The organism is Rhodococcus kronopolitis (genome assembly GCF_042654025.1).
GTDB lineage: Bacteria > Actinomycetota > Actinomycetes > Mycobacteriales > Mycobacteriaceae > Rhodococcus_G > Rhodococcus_G kronopolitis.
Map to the genome: position 1 here is coordinate 454,184 of NZ_JBHSFO010000003.1, position 15,371 is coordinate 469,554.

At 69.8% G+C, this 15,371-nt stretch carries 13 protein-coding genes and 1 riboswitch; of the genes, 8 read left to right on the forward strand and 5 right to left on the reverse strand.

Annotated features, from left to right (window positions below; all coding sequences use genetic code 11):
* The first annotated feature begins 56 nt into the window (after positions 1–56).
* From ACFO6S_RS08720 to ACFO6S_RS08755, 8 genes are all read left to right on the forward strand, one after another.
* Entirely contained in the window at positions 57–1,259 is a 1,203-nt protein-coding gene (locus ACFO6S_RS08720; RefSeq protein ID WP_378416004.1) for a hypothetical protein, read from the forward strand.
* The gene (locus tag ACFO6S_RS08725) at positions 1,256–2,449 is read left to right on the forward strand and encodes an HpcH/HpaI aldolase/citrate lyase family protein (RefSeq protein ID WP_378416006.1); all 1,194 of its coding nucleotides are present in this window, start codon (positions 1,256–1,258) and stop codon (positions 2,447–2,449) included. The genes ACFO6S_RS08720 and ACFO6S_RS08725 overlap by 4 nt, the downstream gene beginning before the upstream one ends.
* Positions 2,446–3,819, forward strand: a complete 1,374-nt coding sequence (locus ACFO6S_RS08730) for a phosphoribosyltransferase family protein (protein ID WP_378416008.1) — start codon at positions 2,446–2,448, stop codon at positions 3,817–3,819. Before ACFO6S_RS08725 ends, ACFO6S_RS08730 begins: the two co-directional genes overlap by 4 nt.
* Positions 3,816–4,928 (forward strand): cysteine protease StiP family protein, encoded by a 1,113-nt coding sequence (locus tag ACFO6S_RS08735; protein ID WP_378416009.1) that lies wholly within the window; start codon positions 3,816–3,818, stop codon positions 4,926–4,928. Before ACFO6S_RS08730 ends, ACFO6S_RS08735 begins: the two co-directional genes overlap by 4 nt.
* Positions 4,925–5,797 carry an HAD family hydrolase gene (locus tag ACFO6S_RS08740; RefSeq protein WP_378416011.1) on the forward strand — a complete coding sequence of 291 codons (873 nt, stop codon included), beginning with the start codon at positions 4,925–4,927 and terminating at the stop codon, positions 5,795–5,797. Before ACFO6S_RS08735 ends, ACFO6S_RS08740 begins: the two co-directional genes overlap by 4 nt.
* A gap of 35 nt (positions 5,798–5,832) precedes the next feature.
* Positions 5,833–7,011, forward strand: a complete 1,179-nt coding sequence (locus ACFO6S_RS08745; RefSeq protein ID WP_378416013.1) for a TerD family protein — start codon at positions 5,833–5,835, stop codon at positions 7,009–7,011.
* Positions 7,012–7,084: 73 nt separating this feature from the next.
* Positions 7,085–7,160, forward strand: a riboswitch (cobalamin riboswitch).
* Positions 7,161–7,207: 47 nt separating this feature from the next.
* Positions 7,208–7,402, forward strand: a complete 195-nt coding sequence (locus ACFO6S_RS08750) for a CbtB domain-containing protein (protein ID WP_378416015.1) — start codon at positions 7,208–7,210, stop codon at positions 7,400–7,402.
* On the forward strand, positions 7,393–8,238 hold the full coding sequence (locus ACFO6S_RS08755; protein WP_378416017.1) for a CbtA family protein: 846 nt from the start codon (positions 7,393–7,395) through the stop codon (positions 8,236–8,238). The genes ACFO6S_RS08750 and ACFO6S_RS08755 overlap by 10 nt, the downstream gene beginning before the upstream one ends.
* A 94-nt stretch (positions 8,239–8,332) precedes the next feature.
* Here the strand turns inward: ACFO6S_RS08755 and ACFO6S_RS08760 are convergent, their stop codons facing one another.
* From ACFO6S_RS08760 to ACFO6S_RS08780, 5 genes are all read right to left on the reverse strand, one after another.
* Positions 8,333–9,082, reverse strand: a complete 750-nt coding sequence (locus tag ACFO6S_RS08760; RefSeq protein ID WP_378416019.1) for a DsbA family oxidoreductase — start codon at positions 9,080–9,082, stop codon at positions 8,333–8,335.
* Between the two features lie 89 nt (positions 9,083–9,171).
* A complete protein-coding gene (locus tag ACFO6S_RS08765) occupies positions 9,172–9,606 on the reverse strand; it encodes an OsmC family protein (protein WP_378416020.1) in 435 nt (144 codons plus the stop codon).
* A 139-nt stretch (positions 9,607–9,745) separates the two neighbouring features.
* Positions 9,746–11,356 (reverse strand): MFS transporter, encoded by a 1,611-nt coding sequence (locus ACFO6S_RS08770; protein WP_378416022.1) that lies wholly within the window; start codon positions 11,354–11,356, stop codon positions 9,746–9,748.
* Between the two features lie 143 nt (positions 11,357–11,499).
* Complete coding sequence (locus ACFO6S_RS08775; protein ID WP_378416024.1) at positions 11,500–14,052, reverse strand: ATP-dependent Clp protease ATP-binding subunit; 2,553 nt, start codon at positions 14,050–14,052, stop codon at positions 11,500–11,502.
* A 304-nt stretch (positions 14,053–14,356) separates the two neighbouring features.
* The gene (locus tag ACFO6S_RS08780) at positions 14,357–15,229 is read right to left on the reverse strand and encodes an esterase/lipase family protein (protein WP_378416026.1); all 873 of its coding nucleotides are present in this window, start codon (positions 15,227–15,229) and stop codon (positions 14,357–14,359) included.
* Positions 15,230–15,371: the final 142 nt, after the last annotated feature.

Consider the following 15,371-nt stretch of genomic DNA (forward strand, 5'->3'; position numbering starts at 1 on the left):
GCCAACCAATGTACCTATCAGGGGATTGTAAAAATTTCCCCAAGTACGATGATGTGGTGACAAACCGATGGCCGCGATTCCTGGGGGGATCCGACAACGATGCCGGGATTCGCCACGCCCGGGAGTCGATGACCACCGCCTTCCTGACCATGGACGCCCGGCAGCGGATCGTCGAAACCGCAGTTGAGGCGTCCGCGCAGCTCTTCCCGGAGCAGGGCATCCGCCGCGGGTGGGCACCGGTCCGCGACGCCTGCTACGCGGCCGCGACCGCCTACCTCGCCCTGTCCGACGTGACGGTCGTCACTCCGCCCGGTTCGGCGCCGGTGTCCCCCGACCGGACGACACGGCAACTGTCCGATGCGACACATGCCCTCGACGAGTTCTACGCCACCCACCGGGACCATCTCGAGCACGCGGTCTCGACCCTGGAGGCGGTCCCGCAGGTCGCACATCAGGCCGACGCGGCCGCGACCGCCGTCGCCGCCCGGTTGCGCGGACCCGACCAGGGCTATGCCGGATACTCGTCGGTGCGCGCGGGGTCCGACGAGCTCGACGCCGCCGCGGCGGCCCTCGGCGCCGCCCGCGCCCGTCACGACGCCAAGGACATCCGGGCGGCGACGTCCCGCGTCCTGACCGCGGTGGCCGGCCTCCAGGAGTCCCTCGGGGCCGCCCCGACCCGCGAGCACGAGGCCCGGACCGCGCTGGCCTCGGTGCGCACCCGGGTCGAGGCCGCGCGGACCCGGGCCGGCGGCCTGCGCGCGGCCTACTCGGACATCCTCCGCGAGTTCACCATGGCCAGCTCGCTGGACCTGACGGGCAACGAGCAGTCCAGCCACCGGCACATCGAGGCCGCCGCCGCCGGACTCGTCGACATCGAGCGGGCCCTGTCCGGCGGCGATCCCGACCTCGCGCTCGAACACACGGAGCGGGTCCGGACCGACCTGGCCGCGGCCGACCATGCCGTCGACTCCGTCACCGATCGACTCCGACTGCTGCGCGAGGTTCGAGGGGATCCCGGCGCGAAGCTCGCCGCCGTGCGGTTCCGTCTCAAGGACGCCCAGCACCTCGCCGTCAACACCGGACTCGCAGGCGAATGGGGCTCGGTACTGGACGCACAGGTCGACCGGATCGACCGGATCAGCGGCGCCCTGCAGGGCACGCATCCGGACTACTGGGCATACATCACCGAACTCGACGCCGTGTCGGAGTTCATCGCGGGCGTGGTGCAACGCATGAGAGGGCAGGCAAGCAAGAGATGAGCGCGGGCACCGTCACCGAGACGACCACGATCAGGCACTTCCAACACCTCGACCAGCAAACCCAGGACCGGCTGTTCCTGCACCCGTCCCAGCCGTTCGACGACGGCACCGACCGCGAGGTGCTCGCCACCGCCCTCGGCGCGACGCTCTACATCCCCGCGACGCGTGCCGACCTGGCCGCCACGATCGCGCGGCGGGCCTGCGAGGGCGTGTGTTCGATGGTCCTCGACCTCGAGGACGCGGTCGCGGACGACGAGGTGGAACAGGCCATGGCGAATGCGGTCGCCGCCCTCGACGAACTCGCAGGCACCCTCGCCGCCAACATGCTGCTCTTCGTGCGGGTGCGCACCGCGGACGGCATCGGCGCGATCGCCGCGTCCCTGCGCGGCGGGGTCGACGCACTGACGGGGTTCGTGCTGCCGAAGTTCACCAGGGAGACCGGCGCGGGGTTCCTCGACGAGGTCGCCGCGGCCTCCGCGCGCCTCGGCAAGCACCTCTATGCGATGCCGGTCCTCGAGTCACCCGAGCTGGTGCACCGCCAGAGCCGCGACACCGAACTGCACGCGATCGGCGAACTGCTTGCCGCACACCGCGACCGGATCCTGGCGGTCCGGATCGGGGCCACTGACATGTGCAGCACCTTCGGCATCCGGCGGGACCGCGACCTGACGATCTACGACGTGCGGGTCGTCGTCGACGTCATCGCCGACGTGGTCAACTACCTCGGCCGGTCGGACGGGTCCGGGTTCGTCATCACCGGGCCGGTCTGGGAGTACTTCGCCGACCACGAGCGGATGTTCCGGCCGATGCTGCGCGCCACTCCGTTCGCCGAGCACGACGCGGTGCTGTTCCGGCAGCAGCTCGTCAGCCGGGACCTCGACGGACTGTTGCGGGAGATCTCGCTGGACCGTGCCAACGGCATCCAGGGCAAGACGGTGATCCACCCCTCGCACGTCGCCGCCGTGCACGCGCTGTCCGCCGTGACCCACGAGGAGTACCACGACGCCGTCGACATCCTCGGTGGTGAGACCGTCGGCGGGGTCCAGGCGTCGGGCTATCGGAACAAGATGAACGAGATTCGACCGCACCGCAACTGGGCCGCGCACACGCTGCGCCGGGCCCAGGTGTTCGGGGTGACCAACAAGGGAGTGACATTCGTGGACCTGCTGACGGCGCTGGTACAGCGGTGACCCGGGCCGCTGCCGAGCCGTGGGCCACCCGCGAGTTCGGCATCGACCTGCGGCACGACGACTCGGCGACCGGACACCTGGTGCCCGAGCTGGTGGTGCCCGGGCTGCGCCGGAACCCGCGTCGTGCCCACCTGCTGGTCTCGACCGTCCTGGGCAAGCACCTGCCCACCGAGCCGCGGGTGGTGCTCGACGCCGGCGACCGACTGGGCGAGCGGGTGCTACGAGCACTCGGCATCGATCCCGCCGCGCCGGGCCCGGAGGTGGACGCCGTGGTGCTCGGGTTCGCCGAGACCGCAACGGGTCTCGGACACTGCGTGGCCGCTCGGATCGGCGCACGCTGCTACCTGCACTCCACCCGACGGGACGTGCCCGGCGCCGACACCCTCGCGGGCTTCGAGGAGGGGCACTCGCACGCCACCAGCCACCTGCTGCAGCCGACGTCGGCCTCGCTGTTCACCGGCACCGCCCCGCTCGTCCTCGTCGACGACGAGATCTCCACCGGCGCAACCGCGGTCGACGCCATCCGCGCGTTGCACGCCCACCATCCGCGGGCCCGGTACGTGGTGGCCTCGCTGGTGGACATGCGGACCGACGAGCACCGGGCGGACTGCGACCTGGCCGCGGCCGAGCTCGGGGTGGAGATCGACTACGTCAGCCTCGCCACCGGCACCACGGTCCTGCCGGACGGACTTCTCGACCGGGTCGTCGGACTCGAAGACCCGGCGCTGAATCCGGTCGCCGACGCCCGCGGAAGCGTGGATCGGGTGGAGGTCGCCTGGCCTGCAACGGTTCCCGACGGCGGTCGGCACGGGTTCCTGCACACCGACACCCCGGCCTTCGAGCGGGCGGTCGCCGACGCGGCCGACGCCCTGGCACCGCGACTCGATCCGAGCCGGCCGGTCATCGTGGTCGGCCACGAGGAGCTGATGTACCTGCCGCTGCGCCTGGCGGCCGCACTCGGCGCCCGAGGCATCGCGAGCCGGTTCCAGACGACCACCAGGTCCCCCGCCTACGTCCGCGACGAACCCGGCTACCCGCTGCGCCGCGGATTCACCTTTCCCGCACCGGAACCCGACGACAGCGCGGCCCGGTACCTGTACAACGCGCAGTGGCCGTCCGACGAGCCCCAGCACGCGCAGTGGCCGTCCGACGAGCCCCAGCAGACGCAGTGGGCGTCCCCCGAGCCGACGGACGTCCCGCGAGCGCAGATCCTGCTGGTCGTCGACGGCCCCGCCGACACCCCCCTGCTCCACGTCGACGGCGGACTGCTCGACGTACTCGCCGCCGCCGGCAGCGACGTCCTGCTCGCCGTGGTGCCGAGCACCGACCCCGAAACACTGCGCGAGAGCCGAGGGACCACCTACCCGTGACCACGCCACTGACCGGACCGCAGTTCGGTTCCTACGCCCCGGCCGACGTCCGTTGGCTACTCAAGGACCTCTCCGAGCTCGACCTCGAGGCCGATGTCGCCGTGCGCGAACGCCGCATCCAGACCGGGCAGGCGCACTACGCGGAGTCGCTGCCGATCGAGTTCCAGCCCGATGCCGCGTACCGCGAACTGTTCGACGAGGTGCTGGCGACCAGCGCGGAGCGCCTCGCCCTCGCGGTCGGCGCCGTCACCGAACTGGTGCTCGCGGAGCGGGGGCACGAGATCGTGCTGGTCTCGCTGGCCCGGGCGGGCACGCCGGTCGGCGTGCTGATGCGCCGCTGGGCGAACGAGAGCCACGGACTCGACCTGCCGCACTACGCGATCTCCATCGTCCGGGACCGCGGCATCGATACCGAGGCCTTGGACTACCTTGCCGCCCATCACGATCCGGAAAGCATCGTCTTTGTCGACGGATGGACCGGCAAGGGCGCGATCACCCGGGAGCTCACCGCGGCACTCGACGCGCACGCGGCCGACGGCGGTCCGCGGTTCAACGACGACCTGGTGGTCCTGGCCGACCCCGGCGCGTGCGTACGCACCTTCGGCACCCGCGACGACTTCCTGATCGCCACCGCGTGCCTGAACTCCACCGTCTCGGGACTGGTGTCCCGAACCGTCCTCAACGACACCGTGATCGGGGTCGGGGACTTCCACGGCGCCAAGTTCTACCGCGAGCTCGCGGCCGCCGACGTCTCCAACCACCTGCTCGACTCGGTTGCCGCCTGCTTCCCCGCCGTCCGGGCCGACGTCCCCGCCGCCGTCGCCGACATCGTCGACGGCGACCGCTCCCCCACCTGGGCGGGGTGGGCGTCGGTGGAGGAGATCCGTGCCCGGTACGGCATCTCGTCGGTGAACTTCGTCAAACCCGGCGTCGGCGAGACCACCCGGGTGCTGCTCCGGCGGGTGCCGTGGCGCATCCTCGTGCGCGACCTCGACGCTCCGGAACACGCCCACATCCGGATGTTGGCCGCCGCCCGAGGCGTCGCCGTCGACGAGGTCCCCGATCTCGCGTACTCCTGCATGGGCCTGATCAAGGATGTCGTCGCATGACCGTACTTATCGCCACCGACCTCGATCGCACGATGATCTACTCGCATTCCGCGATCGAGCTCGGCGGCCCGTCGGCCACCGAGCCCGTGCTCCGCTGCGTCGAGCACTACGACGGGTCGCCGTTGTCCTTCGTCACCGAGACCGGGGCGGCGCTGCTGCGGGAGCTGACCACAGTGGCGACGGTGGTCCCGACGACCACCCGAACCGTCGCGCAGTTCGAGCGGATCGCCCTCCCCGGCGCACCCTGGCGCTACGCGATCACCAGCAACGGCGGCAACATTCTGGTCGACGGCGTGCCGGACCCGCAGTGGCGCAGCCAGATCGACACGAGCATCCGCTCGGACGGCGCGACCCTCGACGAGGTGACCGCCGAACTGCGGACCCGGGTCAGCGATGACTGGGTCCGCACCTTCCGGACCGCGGACGAGTTGTTCTGCTATCTCGTCGTCGAACCCGATGCCGTGCCCGCCGGCTTCCTCGCCCAGTGGCACCGATGGTGCCGCGAACGCGGCTGGGGCGCTTCCCAACAGGGTCGCAAGATCTACACGATGCCGGCGCCTGTCTCGAAGGGTCGCGCCGTGGCGGAGGTACGGGCCCGGCTGGTTGCCGACGGAACCCTCGCCGCGGACAGCCTGCTGCTCGCCGCGGGCGACGGCGCGCTCGACGCCGACATGCTCGTCGCGGCCCACGCCGCGATTCGTCCCCGGCACGGCGAACTCGAGTCCCTGAACTGGCAGTATCCGAGCGTGAGTGTCACCGAGAGCGCGGGAATCGCTGCGGGCGAAGAGATTCTGCGTTGGTTTGCCCGGAACCTCGCCACCGCGCCCGATCTGCTCGACACCCCCACGGTGCGCGTGCACCGCGCCTGACCACCCTCCCCGTCACACACCGAAGGACGATCACCGTGTCAGAACAGCTCACCAAGGGCCAGAACGCGACCCTGACCGCCGACGACGTCGTCGTCTCGCTCGTGCTCACCGCCGCCGCGGACCTGTCCGCCCTGCTGGTCACCGAGCACGGAAAGGTCCGTTCGGATGCGGACTTCGTCTTCTTCAACCAGCCGACCGGTCCGGGCGTGCGCCTGCAGCCGGGATCGGCCGGGCAGGCCGCCGCGCTCGCCGTCTCGCTGCGCGAGGTCCCCGCAGACGTCGACCAGGTGCGGGCGGTCATCACCCTCGACGACCCGTCGAGCAGCTTCGGCCGGTCCGCGGCGCCGACGGCACGGGTCGCCGACACCGCGGGAAATGTGCTGTACGAGTACCGGATCGACGGCCTGGACAGCGAATCCATCGTGATCGCCCTCGAGCTCTACCGTCGTCAGGGCGGCTGGAAGGTGCGGGCCGTCGGCCAGGGCTACGCGGGCGGGTTTGCCGCGTTGGTCACCGACCACGGCGTGTCGGTCGAGGACGAGCCCGCGCCCGCCCCGGCGCCTGCTCCGATCCCGGCGGCTCCCGCCGCACCGGCCGCACCGGCCGCACCGGCCGAGATCAGCCTGACCAAGAGCCGACCGGTCAGCCTCAGCAAGGGCCAGAAGGTCACCCTGAAGAAGGACGGCGGGGTGGCGCTCACCCAGATCCGGATGGGCCTGGGCTGGGATCCGGTCGTCAGCCGCGGCCGTTTCGGCGGGCGCGCTGCCAACATCGACCTGGACGCATCCGCCCTGCTGTTCGCCGGCACCGACCTCACCGAGATCGTCTACTTCGGGCAGCTGAAGTCCAGGGACACCTCCGTCGTCCACTCCGGCGACAACCTCACCGGCAACGGCGATGGCGACGACGAGGTGGTCACCGTCGACCTGACCGCTGTCCCCGCCGCCGTGACCTCGATCGTCTTCGTCGTCACGTCCTTCCGCGGGCAGACGTTCGAGCAGGTCGAGAACGCGTTCTGCCGACTCGTCGACGCCACGATCGCGACCGAACTTGCACGGTTCACGCTCGCGGGCGGCATGCCCTTCACCGCCATGGTGATGGCCAAGGTCTACCGCGACGGCAGCACCTGGAAGCTGCAGGCCATCGGCGAGGGTGTCAACGCGAAGACGCCCCAGAAGGCTGCGACCCAGCTGGGGCCCTTCCTCGGGCGCTGACCCCCACTCGAATTCGCCCGATTGACACGCCCGCGGAGAGATGCGAAGGTTCGCGGGTCAATGCGATGTTCGACGGGAATCCGGTGCAAGTCCGGAGCGGTCGCGCCACTGTGATCGAGGTGTTCGTCAGCCTCGACAGCCAGACACCGTCATCATCGCCAGGATTTTACAGGGACGCGAAATCCCAGGAGGAACCATGGCTTACGTTCACGCCCCCAGCAGGGCAACCGATTCCATCGGCATCGCGATGATCATCGCGGGCGTCGTACTGCTCGCGATGCTGACGCTGTACCTGGTCGGCTTCGACCAGGGCGCGATCTCTCGCACCGGCATGTACATGCACGAGCTGATGCACGACGGTCGCCACCTGCTGGGTCTGCCGTGCCACTGACCGAGTCCCTCAAGAATCTCCTCATCCGCGGGCTGCTGGCCGGCCTCGTCGCCGGCCTGCTGGCCGGTGCCGTCGCGTTCGTGATCGGCGAGCCGCACGTCAACGCGGCCATCGCCATCGAGGAGTCTGCATCCGCGGCCGCCGAGGCCGGGCAGTCCACGGCCGCGCAGGCCGAGGCCCACGGACACGCCACCGCGGACGCCCACGAGCACCCCGCGGCCACCGCCGCGGAGTCCGACGCCGCGCACTCGCACGGCGAGGACGCCCTGGTCAGCCGGGACGGCCAGCGGGTCGGGCTGTTCCTGGCCACCTCGCTCGCCGGGCTCGCGCTCGGCGCCATCTACGCCTGCGTGAGCTACTACGCGCGGCGGGCGAGCACGCTGTCCGCACCCGTGCTCGCGCTGGCGCTGGCCGGGTTGGGATGGCTCGCGATCGAGGCGGTGCCGTTCTTCAAGTACCCGGCGAACCCGCCTGCCGTCGGCGACCCGGAGACCATCGACAAGCGGACGCTGCTGTGGCTGGCGTCGGTGGTCCTCGGACTGCTGGCCGTCGCCGTCGCGGCCTACGCTGCGAAGGTCGTGGCGGCCCACGAGTTCCTGACCGTCCGGATCGCGGCCCCGCTGGTGGCGTTCCTGGTGGTCGTCGGGGTCGGCTACCTGCTGCTGCCCGACGTCGATGAGGTGGGCAGCGACTTCCCCGCGACCCTGCTGTGGGAGTTCCGGATCTCGTCGCTGACCGTGCAGGCCACGCTCTGGCTGGCGCTCGGACTGGGCTTCGCATTCCTCACCGAACGCGCCGCGCGGGCGCGCTCCGCGGTCGCCGTCGGCAGCCGCTGACTCAGCGTCACACGCAACACCGACCGAACGTCGCATTCGCTCACGTCGAGTGAACGAATGCGACGTTCGGTCGTTCCGGTGTGTCGGTGGTTGGTCAGACCGCGCAGGTGTCGTCGGCGCAGGCGCCGCCGTCACCGTCGGGGGTGACGATCGCGCCGGACTGTTCGAATGCCTGCTCGAGCAGCTGGGTGAACACCTCCACCGGCTGTGCCCCCGAGACCCCGATCGCCCGGTTGGCCACGAAGAACGGCACCCCGCTGATCCCGAGCGCGCGGGCCTCCTCGATGTCGGCGCGCACCCGGTCGGCGGCGGCGTCGGACTCGAGGGCTGCCCGGATCTCGGCGGCGTCCAGGCCCGCCTCGGCGGCGATGGCGAGCAGTTCGTCGCGGTCGTCGACGACCCGGCCGTCGGTGAAGTGCGCACGGAACAGCGCCTCCAACACCTCGTCGGTTCGGTCGCCGGCCAGGTGCACCAGGCGGTGGGCGTCGAAGGTGTTGGCGGCGATCACGGTGTCGAAGTCCATCACCAGTCCGTCCTCGGCCGCGGTCGCGGAGACGTGGGCGAACATCTCCCGGACGCGCTCGGGCGGCAGGCCCTTGTGCTTGGCCAGCGCCTCGAGCTCGCTGGCCCGCGCGCCCACCGGGGTGTCGGGCGAGAGCTGGTAGGAACGCCACACCACCCGAACCCGGTCGCGGTGGTCGAACGTCTCGAGGGCGGCGGCGAAGCGGCGCTTGCCGATGTAGCACCACGGGCAGGCGATGTCGGACCACACCTCGATCACGACGGGCGGGATCGCCGACTCGGCGGCGGGTACGGACTGCTGATCACTGTTCTCGGGGCTCACGGACGGTTGAAACGCCCGTGAGCCCCGATCTGTTCCGGCACCCGCCGCCGGGCACTGCTCTACCCGCCTCTACCCGCCCCGGATTCGGGTCACTCCAGGGCCGCGTCCAGGGTGATCTCCACCCCGGTCAGGGCCTTGCTGACCGGGCAGGACTCCTTCGCGGCCTGCGCGACCTGCGCGAATCCGGCGGCGTCCAGTCCGTCGACCTCGCCGCGGACGACGAGCGTGATGCCGGTCAGCTTGAATCCGGGGTTGTCCGGCCCCAGGGTCACCGACGCGGTCACGTCCAGGCTCTGCGGGGTGCCGCCCGCCTCACCGATCAGTGCGGAGAGCTGCATGGCGTAGCAGGACGAATGCGCCGCGGCGATCAGTTCCTCGGGGCTGGTGGTGCCGCCTGCCTCGTCCGCGGCCCGCTTGGGGAACGACACCTCGAAGGTCCCCGCGCCGGAGCTGCTGAGCTCCACCTGGCCGGAACCGTCCTGCAGGGTGCCGTTCCAGGCGGTGCGGGCAGTACGAGTGGGCATGGTGAATTCCTTCCGTCGAGCGGGCACCTCACACTTGAGTGCCCGCGTAGACAGTCTGTCCCGAATGCCGTTCCCGGGCCACCGGTATCGGGCGTCGACGACCTGCCGCGGGCCCTCCCGGTCCACCCGCCGAGGGCGTTCACGCGCCGTCGTCGACAGTCACCGCCACGTTGTCGACCCGGTGGTAGTGCGCCAGCAGCTCCCGCTCCTCGTCCCGCTTGGGGAAGACGAAGAAGACCAGGGCCGCGCCGGCCAGCACGATCAGCACCGCCGCCACGTACGCCTTGGTATCGCCGTCCAGGAAGGCGGTCCGCGCGGCGGCGAGGATCTGGTCCGCGTACTGCGGATATCGTTCCGCAATGTTTGCCGCGCCCGAGAACGACTTCTCGAGCGTGGACTGCACCTGCTCGCTGACCTCGGCGGACTGCGGGGTGGCGGCCAGGGTGGCCGCGAACGAGGCGGTGTAGCCGGCGGTGAGCAGCGCACCGAGCACCGACTGCATGATCGCGCCGCCGAGGTCGCGCTGCAGGTCTGCCGTTCCCGATGCCATGCCGGCCCGCCGGACCGGGACCGAGCCGGTGAGCGAGCGCGAGGCCGGGGTGCCCGCGAGGCCGACGCCCACCCCGAGCAGCATGTAGCCGAGCCCGATCTTCCAGTACTGCGCGTCCTCCTTCCACAGCAGCAGCGCGACCACCAGTCCCGCCACGATCGCCACGTACCCGAGCAGCAGCGTGACCCGGCAGCCGTGGGCCTCGATCAGCCGAGCCGACTGCGGCGCGACGAGCACCATGACGAGCGCGGCAGGCAGGGCGGCCGAACCGGCCGCGAGGGTCGAGTAGCCGAGCACGTTCTGCATGAACTGCTGGCCGATGTACATGACGCCCATCAGGGTGCCGAACACGACGATCCCCGCGACCGCGGCCACCCAGAAGATCCGCCGACGCGCGATGTCGAGGTCGAAGAGCGGGTTCGGGGCGCGTAGCTGCCGGATCACGAACACCACCCCGGCGGCCAACGCGATCGCCAGCAGCCCGAGCGCTGTCGACCGCATCCCGTCGACCGGCGCGAAGTTGATGCCGAGCACCAGCGCCGCCACCAGCACCACGGACACCATCCCGCCCAGGTGGTCGACCGCCTCGGTGGACTCGTTGACGTGCGCGGGCACGTATCGCAGGGCCATGCCGAGCGCGACCACGGCGAGTGGGAGGGTCACGTAGAACACCGAGCCCCAGTCGTAGCGTTCGAGCAGCAGGCCCGACACCAGCGGGCCGAGCGCGGAGATGCCCCCGCCGATCGCCGACCACAGCGCGATGGCCCGGGTGCGCGCCGCTCCCGACCACAGGGCAGTGATCAGCGCCAGAGTGGTGGGGAAGGCGAGCCCCGCGGACAGTCCGCCGAGCAGTCGGGCGGCGAACAGCACCTCGAAGTTCGGTGCCGCACCCGCGATCAGGCAGGCCGGGATCGACAGGGCCATGCCCAGCACCAGCATGCGCTTGCGGCCGTAGCGGTCGCCGAGCGCACCGAGGTACAGCACCGAGGCGGCCAACCCGACCGAGTAGCCGACCGCGATCAGGTTCAGCTGCGTCTGGCTGGCGTCGAAGTCCCGGCCGATGTCCGGCAGGGCGACGTTGGCGACGGCCAGGTTCAGATTGGCGACCGCGGCGACGAGGATCAGCGACAGCAGCACCACCCGGGCGCGCGCCGGCCGGTCGTCTGGGGTCAGTCGGGGCTCGACCGGGGTGGAGGACACGCCTATCAGTGGACACCAATTCGCTCCCCCGCGCGCGTTCAGGAACGCGATTGCGTGCCGCGTGTCCCGGCCGACGACGTTCGGCCCGAACAACGCAAACGCCCCGCGAGCTGGTGCTCGCGGGGCGTCGGTCGTGCGTGTGCCTACTCGGTGGGACCGGCCTCGGTCGGCGCATCGCCGGCCTTCGCCAGGTCGACCGGCGGGGAGTCCGGGACCGCGACCGGCTTCGGGGTGCCGGTGAACGTGAACTTCGCGTCCTCGCCGGCGCCCTCGCCGTCCCAGTTCTCGACGTCGACGAGCACGATCTGGCCGGGGCCCAGCTCGTTGAAGAGGATCTTCTCCGAGAGCTGGTCCTCGATCTCGCGCTGAATGGTGCGACGCAGCGGCCGCGCACCCAGCACCGGATCGAATCCACGCTTGGCGAGCAGCGACTTCGCCTGCGCCGTCAGCTCCATCTCCATGTCCTTGTTCTTCAACTGCTTCTCGACGCGACCGATCATCAGGTCCACCATCTGGATGATCTGATCCTGCGTGAGCTGGTGGAAGACGATGATGTCGTCGATGCGGTTGAGGAACTCGGGGCGGAAATGCTTCTTGAGCTCGTCGTGAACCTTGAGCTTCATCCGCTCGTAGTTCGACTCGGTGCCGGTACCGGACGTGAAGCCCAGTCCGACCGCCTTCGAGATGTCGGAGGTGCCCAGGTTCGAGGTGAAGATCAGCACGGTGTTCTTGAAGTCGACCGTACGACCCTGGCCGTCGGTGAGACGACCGTCCTCGAGCACCTGCAGGAGGGTGTTGTAGATCTCCTGGTGCGCCTTCTCGATCTCGTCGAACAGCACCACGCTGAACGGCTTGCGACGGACCTTCTCCGTCAGCTGGCCGCCCTCTTCGTAGCCGACGTAGCCGGGAGGGGCACCGAACAGGCGCGACGCCGTGAAGCGGTCGTGGAACTCGCCCATGTCGATCTGGATCAACGCGTCGTCGTCGCCGAACAGGAAGTTCGCGAGGGTCTTCGCCAGCTCGGTCTTACCGACGCCGGACGGGCCGGCGAAGATGAACGAACCGGAGGGACGCTTCGGGTCCTTCAGGCCGGCGCGGGTGCGACGGATCGCCTTGGAGACGGCCTTGACCGCGTCCGTCTGGCCGATGATCCGCTTGTGCAGCTCATCTTCCATGCGGAGCAGACGGGTGGTCTCCTCCTCGGTCAGCTTGAACACCGGGATGCCGGTCCAGTTGCCCAGGACCTCGGCGATCTGCTCGTCGTCGACCTCGGCGATGACGTCGAGGTCACCGGAGCGCCACTGCTTCTCCCGCTCGGCCCGCTGCGCGACGAGGGTCTTCTCCTTGTCCCGCAGGTTCGCGGCCTTCTCGAAGTCCTGCGCGTCGATCGCGGACTCCTTCTCCCGGCGCGCGTCGGCGATCTTGTCGTCGAACTCGCGCAGGTCCGGCGGCGCGGTCATCCGGCGGATGCGCATTCGCGCGCCCGCCTCGTCGATGAGGTCGATCGCCTTGTCCGGCAGGAAGCGGTCGTTGATGTACCGGTCGGCCAGGGTGGCCGCCGCGACCAGGGCGCCGTCGGTGATCGAGACGCGGTGGTGCGCCTCGTACCGGTCCCGCAGGCCCTTGAGGATCTCGATGGTGTGCTCGACGGTCGGCTCGCCGACCTGGACCGGCTGGAAGCGGCGCTCGAGTGCGGCGTCCTTCTCGATGTACTTGCGGTACTCGTCGAGGGTGGTGGCACCGATCGTCTGCAGCTCGCCACGGGCCAGCTTCGGCTTGAGGATCGAGGCCGCGTCGATGGCGCCCTCGGCCGCGCCGGCACCGACCAGGGTGTGCAGCTCGTCGATGAACAGGATGATGTCGCCGCGGGTGTTGATCTCCTTGAGGACCTTCTTCAGGCGCTCCTCGAAGTCACCGCGGTAACGGCTGCCCGCGACCAGGGAACCCAGGTCCAGGGTGTAGAGCTGCTTGTCCTTGAGGGTCTCGGGAACCTCGCCGTTGACGATGGCCTGCGCGAGGCCCTCGGCGACGGCGGTCTTGCCGACACCGGGCTCGCCGATCAGCACCGGGTTGTTCTTGGTGCGGCGGCTGAGCACCTGCATGACCCGCTCGATCTCCTTCGAGCGGCCGATGACCGGGTCCAGCTTGCCCTCGAGCGCGGCCTGGGTCAGGTTCCGGCCGAACTGGTCGAGCACCAGCGAGGTGGACGGGGTACCCGCCTCACCGCGGCTCGCGCCGGCCTCGGACGGCTCCTTGCCCTGGTATCCGGACAGCAGCTGGATGACCTGCTGGCGGACCCGGTTCAGGTCGGCGCCGAGCTTGACCAGCACCTGGGCGGCGACGCCCTCGCCCTCGCGGATCAGGCCGAGCAGGATGTGCTCGGTACCGATGTAGTTGTGGCCGAGCTGCAGCGCCTCGCGCAGGCTCAGCTCCAGGACCTTCTTGGCGCGCGGGGTGAAGGGGATGTGACCGGACGGAGCCTGCTGGCCCTGACCGATGATCTCTTCCACCTGGCTGCGCACACCCTCGAGGGAGATACCCAACGACTCCAGCGACTTCGCCGCGACGCCCTCACCCTCGTGGATGAGACCGAGCAGGATGTGTTCCGTGCCGATGTAGTTGTGGTTGAGCATCCGGGCCTCTTCTTGGGCCAAGACAACAACGCGCCGCGCGCGGTCGGTGAACCTCTCGAACATCGCTCTCCCTCACGTTCCATATGGGTAGATCCCTCAGCGGGATCCACGAGCCGCACCCCTACTCTAATGGCCCAGCGGTACGGCCTGCGCAGCTCCATCCCATCACTACGGGCCTGAAATCATGCTTACCGGTCCCAACGCCGCAGCCAGGCGTTTCGTTTCCCGCGACCGCTACGCCCGCAGCGAACAGCGTGGCGGATCGTCCCGGCCGGCCACGGAAATCACCCGACGAGCGGCAGTACCGCCTCGCACGGCGCCGATCAGCGCCGTGGCGGTCGCCGCGTCCAGCGCCACCGGTCGCACGTCAGCCGACGATCGGCGGCACGAAAACGCACGGCACCGGGCGCGGGTTCGCCGGGTCGAGCGCATTGAGGACCAGCGCGACGGCGACCGGCTCGCCTGCGATCGACAGGTGTTCGCCGAAGTCCTGCGCGCAGTGGTCCTGGACGAAGATGTTCGTCGTGTTCGGACCCTCCTCGTACCCGCTCATGTACGGCATGACCAGCTGGTCGTATCGGGTGATGATGTTGGTGTACGTGATGCCGGGGAGATAGACGCCGCCCGCCCGCAGGTCCGTCATGAACTTCGAGCCGGAGAGGAACTGGCCGCAGGCCCCGCACAGCGGCCCCATCACCTCGCCCGCACCCTCGACGCCCAGCTCCCGGGCCGCCGCGAGGTTCTTGTCCAGGTCGAAGGCCATCTCCCCGCGCCAGAGCGGCGCCAGCGAGACGTACTTGTCCACCTTGCCCGCGCCGCCGAGATTCTTGAGCCAGTAGGTGGGCATCAGCGTGCCCTGGGAATGGCCGACCAGGTTCACCTTCTCGGCCCCCGTGGACGCCAGTACCCGGTCCACGAAGTCGGCGAGCTGCTGCGCGCTCTCGTCCATCGGCTTGAACGCGCCGAGCGCATTCAACGGCCAGGGCAGTTCCTCGTACGCGCCATAGGTCAGCGCGTAGACGCAGTAACCCTCGTTGGCGAGCAATGGCGCATAAGTAGCCCAGTTGGTCTGTTTGTTGCCACCGGTTCCGTGCACGAGGACCACCGGTTCGGGATGCGCGGCGGTGGGTCGACACGACCAGTCATTGGAACCGGGCGCGGAGCCGCCGGGATTACCGAGCTCGAGCGGGACGCCCGCCAAGAACTGGTAGGGAACCGGCAATGGCGCCGCCCCCGCCATCCCTGTGCCGAGTAATAAAAAGGTAGCAGAAATCCATGACACGATCACAGTCGACCAACGCACTGTACCCCCTCAGCAGCTCGTCGTTTTACCCGCCCGAGAGGCTAACAGTCAATATCTCTCGGGACGGGTGAAACGACGA